The 12,844-nt window shown below is 50.8% G+C and carries 14 protein-coding genes; 8 read left to right on the top strand and 6 right to left on the bottom strand.

Annotated elements, in window-relative coordinates; genetic code table 11:
* Positions 1 to 132 precede the first annotated feature (132 nt).
* On the top strand, positions 133 to 555 hold the full coding sequence (locus tag Q397_RS0117920; protein WP_028880583.1) for a hypothetical protein: 423 nt from the start codon (positions 133 to 135) through the stop codon (positions 553 to 555).
* Between the two features lie 136 nt (positions 556 to 691).
* On the opposite strand, the gene Q397_RS0117915 is transcribed toward Q397_RS0117920, so the two are convergent.
* The gene (locus Q397_RS0117915; protein WP_028880582.1) at positions 692 to 1,534 is read right to left on the bottom strand and encodes a universal stress protein; all 843 of its coding nucleotides are present in this window, start codon (positions 1,532 to 1,534) and stop codon (positions 692 to 694) included.
* Between the two features lie 259 nt (positions 1,535 to 1,793).
* Here Q397_RS0117915 and hemA point away from each other — a divergent pair, with 259 nt between their 5' ends.
* Complete coding sequence (hemA, locus tag Q397_RS0117910; RefSeq protein WP_028880581.1) at positions 1,794 to 3,008, top strand: 5-aminolevulinate synthase; 1,215 nt, start codon at positions 1,794 to 1,796, stop codon at positions 3,006 to 3,008.
* Positions 3,009 to 3,158: 150 nt separating this feature from the next.
* Positions 3,159 to 3,725: a transcriptional regulator gene (locus Q397_RS0117905; RefSeq protein ID WP_028880580.1), complete on the top strand. Its 567-nt coding sequence runs from the start codon at positions 3,159 to 3,161 to the stop codon at positions 3,723 to 3,725.
* A gap of 7 nt (positions 3,726 to 3,732) precedes the next feature.
* Here Q397_RS0117905 and Q397_RS0117900 read toward each other — a convergent pair whose 3' ends face one another.
* Positions 3,733 to 4,476 carry an SDR family NAD(P)-dependent oxidoreductase gene (locus Q397_RS0117900; protein WP_028880579.1) on the bottom strand — a complete coding sequence of 248 codons (744 nt, stop codon included), beginning with the start codon at positions 4,474 to 4,476 and terminating at the stop codon, positions 3,733 to 3,735.
* 43 nt (positions 4,477 to 4,519) lie between these two features.
* Here Q397_RS0117900 and Q397_RS23265 point away from each other — a divergent pair, with 43 nt between their 5' ends.
* Together Q397_RS23265 and Q397_RS0117890 are read left to right on the top strand one after the other, a co-directional pair.
* Positions 4,520 to 6,073 carry a bifunctional aminoglycoside phosphotransferase/ATP-binding protein gene (locus tag Q397_RS23265; RefSeq protein WP_051610295.1) on the top strand — a complete coding sequence of 518 codons (1,554 nt, stop codon included), beginning with the start codon at positions 4,520 to 4,522 and terminating at the stop codon, positions 6,071 to 6,073.
* A gap of 51 nt (positions 6,074 to 6,124) precedes the next feature.
* Positions 6,125 to 6,991, top strand: coding sequence for a universal stress protein (locus Q397_RS0117890; protein ID WP_028880578.1), 867 nt, complete (start codon positions 6,125 to 6,127; stop codon positions 6,989 to 6,991).
* A 2-nt stretch (positions 6,992 to 6,993) separates the two neighbouring features.
* Here Q397_RS0117890 and Q397_RS0117885 read toward each other — a convergent pair whose 3' ends face one another.
* Both Q397_RS0117885 and Q397_RS0117880 read right to left on the bottom strand, forming a co-directional pair.
* Entirely contained in the window at positions 6,994 to 7,578 is a 585-nt protein-coding gene (locus Q397_RS0117885) for an SOS response-associated peptidase (protein ID WP_028880577.1), read from the bottom strand.
* 3 nt (positions 7,579 to 7,581) lie between these two features.
* Positions 7,582 to 8,802, bottom strand: coding sequence for an ABC transporter substrate-binding protein (locus tag Q397_RS0117880; protein WP_051610293.1), 1,221 nt, complete (start codon positions 8,800 to 8,802; stop codon positions 7,582 to 7,584).
* 101 nt (positions 8,803 to 8,903) lie between these two features.
* Here Q397_RS0117880 and Q397_RS0117875 point away from each other — a divergent pair, with 101 nt between their 5' ends.
* The gene (locus Q397_RS0117875) at positions 8,904 to 9,554 is read left to right on the top strand and encodes a D-glycero-alpha-D-manno-heptose-1,7-bisphosphate 7-phosphatase (RefSeq protein ID WP_051610291.1); all 651 of its coding nucleotides are present in this window, start codon (positions 8,904 to 8,906) and stop codon (positions 9,552 to 9,554) included.
* On the opposite strand, the gene Q397_RS0117870 is transcribed toward Q397_RS0117875, so the two are convergent.
* Together Q397_RS0117870 and Q397_RS0117865 are read right to left on the bottom strand one after the other, a co-directional pair.
* A complete protein-coding gene (locus tag Q397_RS0117870) occupies positions 9,551 to 9,979 on the bottom strand; it encodes a MarR family winged helix-turn-helix transcriptional regulator (RefSeq protein ID WP_084149116.1) in 429 nt (142 codons plus the stop codon). The two genes, Q397_RS0117875 and Q397_RS0117870, sit on opposite strands and share 4 nt — an antisense overlap.
* Positions 9,980 to 10,078: 99 nt before the next feature.
* Complete coding sequence (locus Q397_RS0117865) at positions 10,079 to 10,666, bottom strand: LOG family protein (protein WP_028880573.1); 588 nt, start codon at positions 10,664 to 10,666, stop codon at positions 10,079 to 10,081.
* Between the two features lie 47 nt (positions 10,667 to 10,713).
* Between Q397_RS0117865 and Q397_RS0117860 the strand changes: the two genes are divergently transcribed.
* Together Q397_RS0117860 and Q397_RS0117855 are read left to right on the top strand one after the other, a co-directional pair.
* Positions 10,714 to 11,571 (top strand): hypothetical protein, encoded by an 858-nt coding sequence (locus Q397_RS0117860; RefSeq protein ID WP_028880572.1) that lies wholly within the window; start codon positions 10,714 to 10,716, stop codon positions 11,569 to 11,571.
* A gap of 72 nt (positions 11,572 to 11,643) precedes the next feature.
* Entirely contained in the window at positions 11,644 to 12,615 is a 972-nt protein-coding gene (locus tag Q397_RS0117855; protein WP_028880571.1) for a LysM peptidoglycan-binding domain-containing protein, read from the top strand.
* The last annotated feature ends 229 nt before the right edge of the window (positions 12,616 to 12,844 follow it).

Genomic DNA, 12,844 nt, shown 5'->3' with positions numbered 1-12,844 from the left:
GTAACAGGGCGCGCCTGTGCAACAGTGTGTCACCATTCGCGGCAGTTTACGACATAAGGCCGTTACAAAAAAGGTGCTTAATAAAGTCATACAAGGCGAACACGCCATACACTCAACCGATGGAGACTTCCCATGAAACGCACACATTTCCTTATCCCTGCCCTTGGCGTAACGGCCCTGATTGGTGCCACAACAGTTGCCTTGGCTGCGGATTCAGACAAAGACGACTACTGCCCCAGAGGCAAAGGCGGCTATCAAGATAAAATGATGCGCGGTGAACATCGCGGCGGCATGGGTGGTCTTGGCATCATGGGCGGCAAACATATGGGCCGCTTTATGAAAGACGGCAACTATGACCTGCAACTCACCCCCGAACGCGTCAAAGAGATTATGGAAGGCCGCATCGCTTGGTCTGGCAACGAAAACCTGAAAGTCGGTGACGTCAGTACAGACAAAGAAGGGCAGATCATCGCCAAAATCGTCACCAAAGATAATTCTCTGGTCGAAACCTTTAAGGTTGATCCCAAAACCGGTGCCCGCGCCCCCCTTCGTTAACCCCTAACCTTCACCCCCCTCTCCCATTAACCCCTACCCCTCCTGTTAACCTTTTCATTTTTCCTCCCGACCCCCAAAACTAAAAGGCCCCGCAAATTTGCGAGGCCTTCTTTTTGTGTGCAAGCTGTTGTGCAACTTAGTGGGTCATAAAGACCGGCACTGTCATATGTTGCAGCATGTGACGCGTTACGCCACCCAGCACGACTTCACGCCAACGACGGTGGCCGTAGCCCCCCATGACGATCAGGTCGATGCTGTTGTCAGCGGCATAGGACAACAGTGTGTCACCAGCAGACAAACCGCCGGATGCCAAATGATCTGCCTCTGCCTTAATCCCGTGACGGGCAAGGTGCAAGGACATATCGGCACTCGGGATCGCGCCATGTGTTTTGTCTCCATGACCTTTTTGCGGGTCAACGGCCAAAACTTCGACTTTCTTCGCCCCTGTCATCAACGGAATAGCTTCGTTGATCGCTTTTGCTGCCAGACGGCTGCCATCCCATGCTGTCAGGATATGCTGACCGATGGTTTCAAACGTGCCCGCATACGGAATGATCAGAACCGGACGACCGGAACGCAGCAGAATTTGATCCGGCATTTCAGAAGAACCCGGTACGTCGATCCCTTCCGGATCACGTTGGCCAAGAACGGTCAGGTCAAAATAACGCGCGTGCAGCATCACGGTGTCAATCAGATCACCTTCAATGCAGCGCCATTCTGTGCGAACGTCCGTATCCGCAGCCATTGCCGTAAATTGGTTTTCAACTTCTTTGGCGGCTTCTTTGGTTGCATCAACTTGGGCCTGCAAAACTTCTTTGCTGAGCTGAGCTTCGATAAAGCCCGGAATAACCGGTTTGGTCAGAACGTAGATCGCTGTCAGATGCGCATCGTGCAAGGCAGCCAATTTTAAAGCAGCGCGGATGCGTTCTTTGCAGCTACGGCTGTTATCAACATGGACAAGAATATCTTTAAGGGACATATGAATCGTCCTTCAACAAGGGTTGACAGAAAAGCTTGGGAGCGACTGTTTTTTAAACACTCCCTATATTCGTAATACCTCTATCCATGACAAACTGCAAGTAATGGAATGATTTTAATGATTTTTTACGCCGCACGACCTTAGCAACTTTTTTGTGCATCGCCCATAATGGACATATTCAGGTCACAATGTTTCGATAAAAACGATTTTATAGAGTATGGGGAACCGTGCCAACCATGGCATGGACGGAGAAGTTTAAATGAATTACGAAGATTTTTTTGCCGAACGTATCAACGCTTTGCAGGATGAAGGCAATTATCGTGTATTTGCCGATTTGGAACGTAAAGCAGGCCACTTTCCACGCGCGCTAAATTACCACAGCGACGGAACGAAAGAAGTGACCGTCTGGTGTTCCAACGACTACCTTGGCATGGGCCAAAACGAAGACGTACTGGCAGCCATGCACGAAGCCATCGACAAATGTGGCGCAGGTGCAGGCGGGACCCGCAATATTTCCGGCACCAACCACTATCATGTCCTGCTGGAAGAAGAACTGGCAAAGCTGCACCAAACAGAAGCCGCGCTGATCTTCACCTCCGGCTATGTCGCCAACTTCACCACCCTGTCCACACTTGGGTCCAAAATGCCGGGCATGCTGATCATCTCGGATGAACAAAACCACAATTCCATGATCGAAGGCATCCGCCTTGGCCGCAGCGAAAAGGTGGTCTTTAAACATAACGATCTGGAAGATCTGGAACGTACCCTTAAAGAACACCCGCTTGATCGCCCCAAAATGATCGCCTTTGAATCCGTCTATTCTATGGATGGGGACATTGCCCCGATCAAAGAGATTTGCGATCTGGCTGATAAATATAACGCCATGACGTACCTTGATGAAGTCCACGCCGTTGGCTTGTACGGGGAACATGGCGCGGGCGTTGCCGAACGTGACGGGATCATGGACCGCCTGACCATCATTCAAGGCACCATGGCAAAAGGTTTCGGGATCGTCGGTGGCTATATCGCCGGATCAAAAGCCATGTGCGACTTTGTACGTTCTTTCGGGCAAGGGTTTATCTTCTCCACGTCCCTCCCGCCGTCGATCGCAGCAGGCTGTCGTGCCTCCATCCAATATGTCTCGCAACATAACGACATCCGCATCCGTCATCAGGCCCGCGCAAAATACTTGCGCGACAAGCTCGATGCTGCTGGTATCCCGCATATCCACAATCCCAGCCATATCATTCCGGTGATGGTGGGGGATCCGGTCTTGTGTAAACAGGCCAGCGACATGCTGATGGAAGAGTATAATCACTATGTTCAACCCATCAACTACCCAACCGTCCCCAAAGGCACAGAACGTCTGCGCTTTACCCCATCACCTTTCCATACGGAAAAGATGATGGACGAGCTGGTCGACTGTCTGGTCAAAGTTTGGGCGACATTAGGCCTTAAAAAAGCCGCCGCCTAAGATATCGCATTTTACTTTTTAAAAGTGGGAAGAGACAGTAGAATGATTACTGTCTCTTTTTTTGCCATAAATACTGTTGCAAATCACTCTCAAACGAATATCATCGCACCTGTTTAACAGGGATAAATCACGAACGGAAAATCGTAGACCATGTATGCTGATAACACACTCACCCCAAAAGAAGCCGTCAGGCTTTGCGCCTTGGGCACCCTTGCCCTAGCGGGTGGCGGGATGCGTTATAGTGTGCTGGCCCATGATGCCCGCCATTTTATGAGCCGCGTCACCGGTCCCTCCCTTGAACTGATGGGCACATCCCTTGAGCTTTTAAAATTTGAAGGGCTGATCCAACCCAGCGAAGGTCAAGGGATGGAAGATGACGCCCTGATGGAACTGACCCAAAAGGGCCGCGATGAACTGCAAAAACTGCTCATGGCGCGCGTGCGTGCCGACAGCAGCGACCTGAACAAACTGATCATCACGCTAAAATTCCGCTTCCTGCACCTGTTACCGCTTGAAGAACAATGCAATCAGGTGGACAGCCTGTGTGATGCGGCCCAAGCCGAACTTGCCCGTCTGGGTGACCTGCACGACAACCACTGTGAAGATACAGGCTATCTCACCAACTGGTTGGACCATGACCTCAGCCTGATCGAAAAACGTCTCGATTGGCTAGAAACCATGCGCAACACGCTTTATGCAAAATTGGAAGAGGCCTAGCACCTGTTTAAAACAGATGCTGTCCGCCCGTTAACCACATTTCCGTCCCCGTCACATAGGTCGAGTCTTCGCCCGCCAGATAATAGATACTGGCCGCAACTTCTTCCGTTGTCCCCATACGGTTGAGGGGAATGCGCGGGATCAGGGTTTCATATTCCGGCTGGATCATATCCGTCTGGATTTCGCCCGGTGCCACCGCGTTGACGCGCACGCCAATTTCCGCAAACTCGTTTGCCATTTCCCGCGTCAAAGCAGATAAGGCGGCTTTGGAAATAGAATAAGCCGACCCTGCAAACGGGTGGATATAGTGCCCGGCAATGGACGTCACATTGACAATCGCCCCACTCCCGCGGTGCAAAGCAGGGGCAAAACCACGCGACAGTTTAAGCGGCGCATAGAAGTTCAGATCAAACACCTGTCGCCATGCGTTTAAATCCCCATTTAGACAGCCCAGACGTTCTTTAAACGGCGTTTTAGGGGACATCCCCGCGTTATTCACCAAGGCATGCAACGGATCATCACCCAACAGTTCCAGTGCCTTTTTGATAAAATGGCTCAGGCTTTCATCACTCGCCAGATCGGTCGGGAAATGAAACAGATTTTCATGATGTTCCAACTCGTCACCGGACAAGTCTTTACGGGCGCAAGTTATTACCCGCCACCCTTTGTTGAGGAAGTATTTTGCTGTTGCGTGACCGATACCTTGTGAAGCACCGGTAATCACGGCTGTTTTTTGTGTCTGTTCTGTCATAGGATGGGAGAGTAGCGCCAGTTGAGCACAAGGACAATCCAAAATGCGACAAAGCGACATCATCACTTTCCTAGACCAACCGCAAGCTTATGGCTTGCCTGAAAACGAAACTATTGGGCGTTTTGACACCCATATCTCCATCGTCTTTCTTGCAGGCCCCTACGCCTATAAATTAAAACGTGCCATCGCCCTGCCCTTTGTTGATTTCAGCAGGCTGGAAGACCGCCATCATTTTTGTGAAAAAGAGATGGAGGCCAACCATATCGCCAGCGCCAATCTCTATATCGGGGTCGTACCTGTACGACGGCACAACGACCAATTGGTCCTAGACGGCACGGAAGGTGAGGTCGTGGAGTGGCTGGTCAAAATGCATCGATTTGACCAACGCGATCTTTACGACCACCTCAGCAATATCGGGCACTTGGGCAAAGATGAAATCAATGAATTGTGCGATCAGGTCTGCACCTTTTATCAAAACACCCCCGTCCAAACAGAAGGATACGGCGGGAGCGGCGGCATGGTCCGTGCCTTTGAGGGACATTATAAAGCCCTTGCCAATTGCCCGGATCATTTATTCGAACCCAATAAAATTGACCAGCTCAAACAGCGCATTACCCAAGAGATCACGACCTATACCCCCCTGATGGATGAACGCGCCGCCCAAGGTTACGTGCGCCATTGTCACGGAGATTTGCACTTGCGCAACATCTGCCGCTTTCAAGGACAGTCGCTTCTTTTTGATGCCATTGAATTTGAACCCGACTTCGCCGTCATCGATATCTTTTACGATTTTGCCTTTCTGCTCATGGACCTCTGCCATCGCGGGGAATTTACCCTCGCCAACAGTGCCTTAAACAGATATCTCGGGCGCACGGGTGACATTGCCGCCCTTCATTTACTTGCCCTTTACATGGCCTCACGTTCTCTCATTCGTACCCATGTGAATGGTGTTGCCTCCCAAAATCAAAAAACCGATCAGGACAGGATCAAATGGGAAAATGATGCCCGCACCTACCTTGAAGAAACCATCGACATTCTCGCCCCACGTCCGACAGCGCTCATCGCTATCGGCGGCTTTTCCGGTAGCGGTAAATCCAGCCTTGCCCAAAGGCTTGCGCCGACACTGGGGCGAAAGCCCGGTGCCTTTATCGCGCGCACAGACATGATCCGCAAACGCCTGATGGGTGTCTCCCCCAACGAGCGCCTGCCCCAAAACGCCTACACACCGGAAACATCGCAACAAACCTACAGCACACTTTTTGTGGAACTCATGTTTGCGCTTCATAGTGGACAATGCGCCATCGCAGACGGTGTGTTTGCCAAACCTGAAGAACGCGCCATGCTGCAAGAGATTGCCACCTCCCAAAATGTGCCTTTCATCGGCATTTGGCTAGATGCCCCCACTGATACCTTGAAAGACCGCGTCTCAAACCGCCAAAACGATCCCTCAGACGCCACGCCAGAGGTCGTTGACCTGCAACAGGGCTTCGATATCGGCGGTCTGGATTGGCACCGGATAGATGCAACTCAAGATGTTGATTTCATTCATAAAAAAGCAACATCTTTCGTAAAAAATGCTGTCGATTTTCCTTTATGAATGACGTAAATAAGCGTATCCTTTTTTAAATGGAAACAAATGGAGACTGTCATGAGCATGAAAACAATCCTCGCCCCGGTAGATGGTGCAAAATCTTCTGGTGCTGTTCTGGACGCCGCCTTTGTGTTGGCTGACGAATTTCAAGCACATATCAACGTGCTACATGTTCTGGCCGACCCAAAAGCTGCTATTCCTCTGTTGGGGGAAGGCATGTCCGGTGCCATGATCGAAGATATGATCGATATGGCAGAAAAAGAGGGACAGGAACAACGCGCAAAAGCCCGCACGTTCTATAAAGAGAGCATTTCTGATCGCAAGATGGTTGAAAGCTCCCAACCCATTGATGCCGACAAAGTCACGGTCCAATGGGTGGAAGATGAAGGCCGCGAAGATGAAGTGATCGCGCAATATGGACGCCTGAACGACCTGATCCTCGTCCCGAAACCGGTCAAGGAAAACGAAATTTACAGCACCTTGGCACTAAACGCTGCCCTGTTTGAAACTGGCCGCCCCATGTTGCTGTTGCCGGAAAAATCAATCACCGCCTTCCCGAAGTCCATCGCGATTTGCTGGAATGGTTCTGTCGAAGGCACCCGCGCGGTTGCCGCTGCCCTTCCTTTCCTGAAACGCGCTGAAAGCATCCATATCATCACCGCTGACACATCAGAAACCAAAGAACCTGTCGGCAATGATCTGGTGACCTACCTTGCTTGGCATGGCTTACAAGCCACATCCACATTCTTCACCCCCGCCGGTAAATCCGCTGGCGAAGCCTTGTTGGAAGAGTCGCAAAAACAAGGGGCCGACATGATGATTATGGGCGGTTATTCCCACAGCCGGATGCGCCAACTGATTTTGGGTGGCGTGACCCGCGATGTCATTGAAATGGCAAGCCTGCCGGTCCTGATGGGCCACTAAGCTTAAAACAGGCTAAACTGTTCGTTTTTGGGGCGTTCCTCTTCAATGGAAAAGGGACGCCCTTTTTCGTTCAACAAAGGCTCGACAAAACGGCGGGTGCCAAGTGACGGATCACACCATGCCTCGACCATCGCTGGCGGGATAATCACCGGCATACGATGATGGACCTTACACACCTGATCTTCTGCTTGCTTGGTCAACAGGCACAACTTCCCCTCCCGCCAGATGGCACCAAAGCCCATCAGGTCGGTGTCGGCAAGGGCAATTCTGTTCTTGAACTTTTTCCCCTCGGCGTTGCGCCATTCAAACCAACACGTCGCAGGGACGACGCATCTTTTTTCGACGCAATCCGCAAAGGTCTGTTTTTGTAAAAGAGTTTCCAGACGGGCATTGATCAGAGGCTGCTTTGACCAGTCAACTGAAAAGCCCCATTGCAGGGTTCCGACCTCTTTATGTCGACCAATTGCCCATACTTCATCCGTCGGGCGAATGTTCTCTTTTTTCAAATATCGATCCGGCACGGTGCTCAGGCCAAAATGTTCCTGAACCATCCGCAGCGCAACTACTGTTTCAAAGTTTGAACACATAGCTCATGCCGATGGCGGGCGGCGTCTTTCGACGACTTTTCGTGCCGGCCAATGTTCCGAACCATCCGCGTAATACCAATGTTTCATCCGGTTTTTACCGTCCTTATACTCCAATCGACCGACAAAAGTCCCAAAGGACGATTGATGATCCAGCTCCCGCATCCGCACCACCCCAAACGGACTATCCAGATACAGATGATTGAGTGACTTTAAGATGGCTGCGCTTGATAAATCATCGGCCACCTGCAACGCGCGGGCTGCTGCCTTGATGGTAAGATACCCGTTGAGTGACGCCATCGTCGGGCTTTCATCAAAACGCGACTGGTAAGTTGCAACAAACCGTTGATGAGACGGCAATGCAATATCCTCCCAGGGGTACCCCGTGACGATCCAGCCCTGACATATGCGTGATTTGAGTTCGCGCAGATATTCCGGTTCGCCACTTAACATGCTGACGACCGACACTTCTTTAAATCGCTCCACACCTTGCGCCGCCTCGATCACCTTGGCCAGATCCGCGGAAAAAGTCGCGTTAAAAACGGCATCATAATTGCCGGACTGTAACCTCTGCGACAAAGCCGTTACATCAGCGTTAAATAACGGCACATAGACATCGCCCTGCCATTCTATATCCGGTCTGCTTTTAGACAAAAGGGTTTTAAAATTCTCCACCGCCGAATATCCAAACTCATAATCCGGTGCGATACACAGCCATTTATTCACCGGCAAGCGCGCCGCCTCCTTCGCCAACATATGACTTTGCATATAGGTACTGGGGCGCATGCGGAAGGTATATTCATTCCCGTCATCCAAAGTCAGGCGATCGGTCAACGCGCCCCCCGCCAGAAACGGAATTTCCAAGCCCTTTGCGGCCGTGGAGATCGCTAAAGAAATATCGGACAGAAAAGATCCGCACAACATGGCGACCTTCTCTTCATTTACCAGTTGATAGGCGAGCTTGACGGCTTCATCAGCTTTCCCGTAATCATTCTGAATACTGACTTTAAATTCCCGATTGCGCACACCGCCTTGCTGATTTACCTCTTCGACCGCCAGCAAGACACCTCTGCGATAAGAGGAGGTATAATAATCCAGCTCGTCAATATAGCTATTGATCTCCCCGATCACGATCGGCCCTTGATCTGCTTTCAACACACCGGGAACCCCCGTCAACGCAGCAGCACCGGTGGCAAATTTCAAAAGCTTACGCCGTGATACCGTCATAAAAGCCCCTTCTCTTTTCAATCTGCCCTATACTATAAGCTGGCGAAACTTGCCGCAACCTGTTAGACAAAAACCACGCATTCACAATAAAAGAACATCAGATGTCCCAAGCACATGTCAACGTCGGTGCCGACCAGATCTGGTCACAGATTTTTGATACAGCCCATCGCTTTAGCAGCCCCCGTCCAGCCCTGTTTCTCGATCGCGATGGCGTAATCGTGGAAGAAGTCCACTATTTGCACAAAGTTGAGGACGTCAAGCTGATTGATGGTGCTGCGGCCCTGATTGCCAAGGCAAATGCACAGGACATCCCTGTAATTGTTGTTACCAACCAGTCCGGCCTTGCCCGCCAAATGTTCGGCTGGGATGAATTTGACGCGGTACAAGCCCGTATGCTGGACCTTTTAAAATCCGAAACAGGTGCCTTTGTCGATGGGGTCTATGCCTGCCCCTTCCATAAATCCGGTCATCCGCCGTTTGTACACCCCGACCATGAAGCACGCAAACCCAACCCCGGCATGCTGTTGCGCGCCTTGGACGTCTTCCCTATCGACAAGGGCGCGTCATGGATTATCGGTGACAAGGCCGGAGATTTAAAAGCGGGGAAAAATGCAGGCCTGTGTGGCGGCGTCCACGTTCTAACCGGTCATGGTCGCGATGAAGGGGAAACTGAAAATGCGCGAAGCCTTGCCAGTTCCACCTTTAACGTGCGCATGGAAAACAGCATCAAAGATGCATTGGACCTATTTTAATCGTTTGGTCCATAATGGATGTAATCGGTCCAGGTTCTCTCCAGACGTTTCATCGCTTTTAAAGTGACGTCGACTTCAGTCGGCGTCAGACCAAAGGCTTCCATGGTCTTCGCGTGATGGTCTTCCATCACCTTAAGGGACTGGGTAAATTCCAACGCGCGCGGCGTCAGCTTCACATTTACCGAGCGACGATCATGCGGAGACCGTTTCTGTTCAAGGAAACCGCTTTCAGTCAGTTTCTTGATATTATAAGACACGTTAGAGCCCTGATAGTACCCGCGTTCAATCAGATCACGGATCGAAATTTCTTCGTCCCCGATATTCGCCAAAAGCAGGGCTTGAACGGCATTCAGTTCTTTGATGTCCAAGCGGTTAAGTTCCGCGCGCAACACATCCAGAAAGCGGCGATGAAGCCGTTCAATCATTCGAGTTAAGTCTAGGTATTCTTGTTTCACGTTTCGTTTCCCGCAATTCGAGCCGCCTTTTTATTACACGAAAAAAACATGAAATCAATCAGCATACGCTTATAAATGGCTGGTAAGCACTTCTTTTTGAACGCTAGGTATGGTTTTGAAACTCTCAAAAACCTCGTCCGTGTTCTTTGCAACGTTATATAAGCCCTTCACCCCTTCATGGGCAAAACCACCCTCGATTGTGGCATCAACCAGCTGTTCAAACGGTTTCCAATAATCCTTGCAATCCAGAACGATGACCGGCTTGTCGTGCAGACGCAACTGCTTCCAAGTCAGGATTTCGAACGTTTCATCCAACGTGCCTAACCCACCCGGCATGACGATAAATCCGTCGGAACGTTCAAACATAGTGCGTTTACGTTCATGCATACTGTCGGTCACAATCAGTTCTGTCAGGCCATGATGCCCGACTTCCAGCTTTTGCAGAAAATCCGGGATAATGCCGGTCACACGTCCACCATTTGCCAGAACTTCTTCTGCCAGCGTGCCCATAATACCGATGGACCCACCCCCATAGACAAACTCGATCCCTTCCTCAGCCATTTTTTTGGCAAGGCGCTTGGCTTCCAGAACATATTCTGGGTCGTTCCCGACACGTGACCCACAGAAGACACAAAGTGATTTTGGTTTAAAGCTCATGGCAATACTTTCATTGATTGGTAACTCTTTCAGGGTATCATAGGCTTATGACAGAACTACTCAACAGTCCACAGATTTTAAGTCTGTTTTTCCCACTCCTTTCGATCCTGATCACCCTGCCGTTGCTGCGATGGGCCGTTCAGGGTGAAAAGGCACCAGCTATTGCGTCAACAAGTGTTGCGATTGCTTGTCTGATCGCCAGTGTCATTGCGTTTGGGCGACCGGATGGTCCCTTCCAGTTCGGGATGAGAGCATTGTTTTACGGCCTGTGCGCCGCGACCATCTTGCTGCTTTTGTCCGTCACCTTATTTGAACATAAAATCCTGCGGGCTGTCGGATGCCTCCTCACCGTTATCATCTGGTGCTGGATTTTGGTTGGCATGCCCCTTGACGCGGCGATGGCCTATAAAGCGCTCTATGCCGGGTCCGTCTTATTCGGGTTATGCCTGCTGTTCGTGTTTCGCAGCCGTTGGGAGGTGGCACATGACGGCAATTTTTCAGGCAATCTGATCTCTTGCCTCGTCATCGCAGCAACATTGTGGGTCATTGCCAGTTGGTCAGATGATTTCTACCTACGCAACATGACGGTAGCGCTCATCGGCATTTCTGCCACGGCCTTAATCTGGACCATTCGCCGCATCAGGTTCCCGTTTCAGGAAAACGCAGTGGTTATTCTCGCCCTCACAATCGCAAGCGTGATCTGGGACATGTGGTTGAATGGGCATGTGCCTGTCGCGTCCTTATTCTGCCTCGTTCTGGTCCTTTTCACCCGATCTGCAGCGGTCAAATTACTCGCGAATGCCCCTTTGTGGCTGCAAAAATGTTATTATCCGGTTTTAGGGCTTCTTTGCCTGCTTCCGGCGGGGTTAAGTCTTATTTTTTATGATATTTTACGCAATTTGTGATTTTTCAACAATTGCCTTAAAAGCAGAATGCGTCTAGTCTGTTTGTAACTAAAAGGGAAATGGTGGTTTAATATGCGTTCTATTGTACTCATTGCGATTGGATTGATTGCGGTCATTGCCGCTGTCGTGCTGGCCCTTTTCCTTGATGATGAAGCGCCCAGCACCCCCACCACACCCCCAGCATCCGTTGAACAAACACAACAACCGACCACCCCTGCCCCTGTAAAGCAGAACGACGAAAAGTCGCAGAACGTGCGTCCCAGCTTCGATGTGGTGCGCATCAACCCTGAAGGGGATGCTGTTATCGCGGGTCGCGCAACACCAAAAGCAAGTGTTGAAGTGATCGATGGCGGTGAAACCGTTGTTGGCACCACGAAAGCTGATGAACGCGGCGAATGGGTCTTCCTGCCGACCAGCCCACTGGAACCGGGGGAGCGTGAATTAAGCTTACGCGCCACCAACCCTGATCAGACCATCATGACCTCGCAAGACGTTGTCGTTCTGGTCGTCCCGGAAAATAATGGCGCAGCTCTCGCCCTGTCCATGTCCCAAGATGGCACAGGTGCTGTACGTGCCCTGCAAACACCGGGGGCGCAAGCCATTACGCTTTCTATTGATGCGGTGAATTACGACGATAAAGGGAATTTGTCCCTGTCCGGCACCGCGCCGGAAGAAGCGACCGTTCTTCTGTATCTGGATAACGAATTTTTAGGCGGCACCACCGCCGATGAACGCAACAGCTGGTCGATCTCTCCACAAAAAATTGTCAAACCCGGCGTCTACCAGTTGCGCGCGGATCAAGTGGACGACAACAAGAAAGTCATTAACCGCGTCACCATCCCGTTTTCCCGTGCAGAAAATATGGATCACGTGCCCGCGGATCGCAAATTTGTGGTCCAACCGGGCAACAGCCTGTGGCGCATCGCCCGCCGTATCTACGGTAGCGGCTTTGATTATGCGGTGATCTACAAAGCCAACGAAGATCAGATCAGCGACCCTGACTTGATCTACCCCGGTCAGGTATTTGAAATTCCGAAGGAATAAAAAACCAACAGATTAATAAAAAAGGAAGGTGTTTATGACCTTCCTCAGATCTCTGACAAACCCCGTCAATTTTGGCGGGGTTTGTTATTTTCTATAAGGTTGTGTTTTTTTGTTCTGTTGGACATTTCTTTAAGCAGGTTGCTCCACTGCTTCATTTTCAGGCATATGTGGGCGTTCCAGTGGGTAAATATCGCCATAAAAACCTGAGACGGGCTAAGATGAGGGCGAT

The organism is Terasakiella pusilla DSM 6293, from assembly GCF_000688235.1.
Taxonomy (GTDB): domain Bacteria; phylum Pseudomonadota; class Alphaproteobacteria; order Rhodospirillales; family Terasakiellaceae; genus Terasakiella; species Terasakiella pusilla.
Note: the sequence above shows the minus strand (reverse complement) of the source record. Positions and strands in the feature narration are given on the sequence as shown.

Coding starts and splice junctions, on each gene's coding strand:
- Q397_RS0117915 (WP_028880582.1), bottom strand. CDS start 1,534: ATGTCCCTTAAAGATATTCTTGTCCATGTTGATAACAGCCGTAGCTGC.
- Q397_RS0117900 (WP_028880579.1), bottom strand. CDS start 4,476: ATGACAGAACAGACACAAAAAACAGCCGTGATTACCGGTGCTTCACAA.
- Q397_RS0117920 (WP_028880583.1), top strand. CDS start 133: ATGAAACGCACACATTTCCTTATCCCTGCCCTTGGCGTAACGGCCCTG.
- hemA (WP_028880581.1), top strand. CDS start 1,794: ATGAATTACGAAGATTTTTTTGCCGAACGTATCAACGCTTTGCAGGAT.
- Q397_RS0117855 (WP_028880571.1), top strand. CDS start 11,644: ATGCGTTCTATTGTACTCATTGCGATTGGATTGATTGCGGTCATTGCC.
- Q397_RS0117865 (WP_028880573.1), bottom strand. CDS start 10,666: ATGAGCTTTAAACCAAAATCACTTTGTGTCTTCTGTGGGTCACGTGTC.
- Q397_RS0117885 (WP_028880577.1), bottom strand. CDS start 7,578: ATGTGTTCAAACTTTGAAACAGTAGTTGCGCTGCGGATGGTTCAGGAA.
- Q397_RS0117890 (WP_028880578.1), top strand. CDS start 6,125: ATGAGCATGAAAACAATCCTCGCCCCGGTAGATGGTGCAAAATCTTCT.
- Q397_RS0117870 (WP_084149116.1), bottom strand. CDS start 9,979: ATGATTGAACGGCTTCATCGCCGCTTTCTGGATGTGTTGCGCGCGGAA.
- Q397_RS0117875 (WP_051610291.1), top strand. CDS start 8,904: ATGTCCCAAGCACATGTCAACGTCGGTGCCGACCAGATCTGGTCACAG.
- Q397_RS0117905 (WP_028880580.1), top strand. CDS start 3,159: ATGTATGCTGATAACACACTCACCCCAAAAGAAGCCGTCAGGCTTTGC.
- Q397_RS0117860 (WP_028880572.1), top strand. CDS start 10,714: ATGACAGAACTACTCAACAGTCCACAGATTTTAAGTCTGTTTTTCCCA.
- Q397_RS23265 (WP_051610295.1), top strand. CDS start 4,520: ATGCGACAAAGCGACATCATCACTTTCCTAGACCAACCGCAAGCTTAT.
- Q397_RS0117880 (WP_051610293.1), bottom strand. CDS start 8,802: ATGACGGTATCACGGCGTAAGCTTTTGAAATTTGCCACCGGTGCTGCT.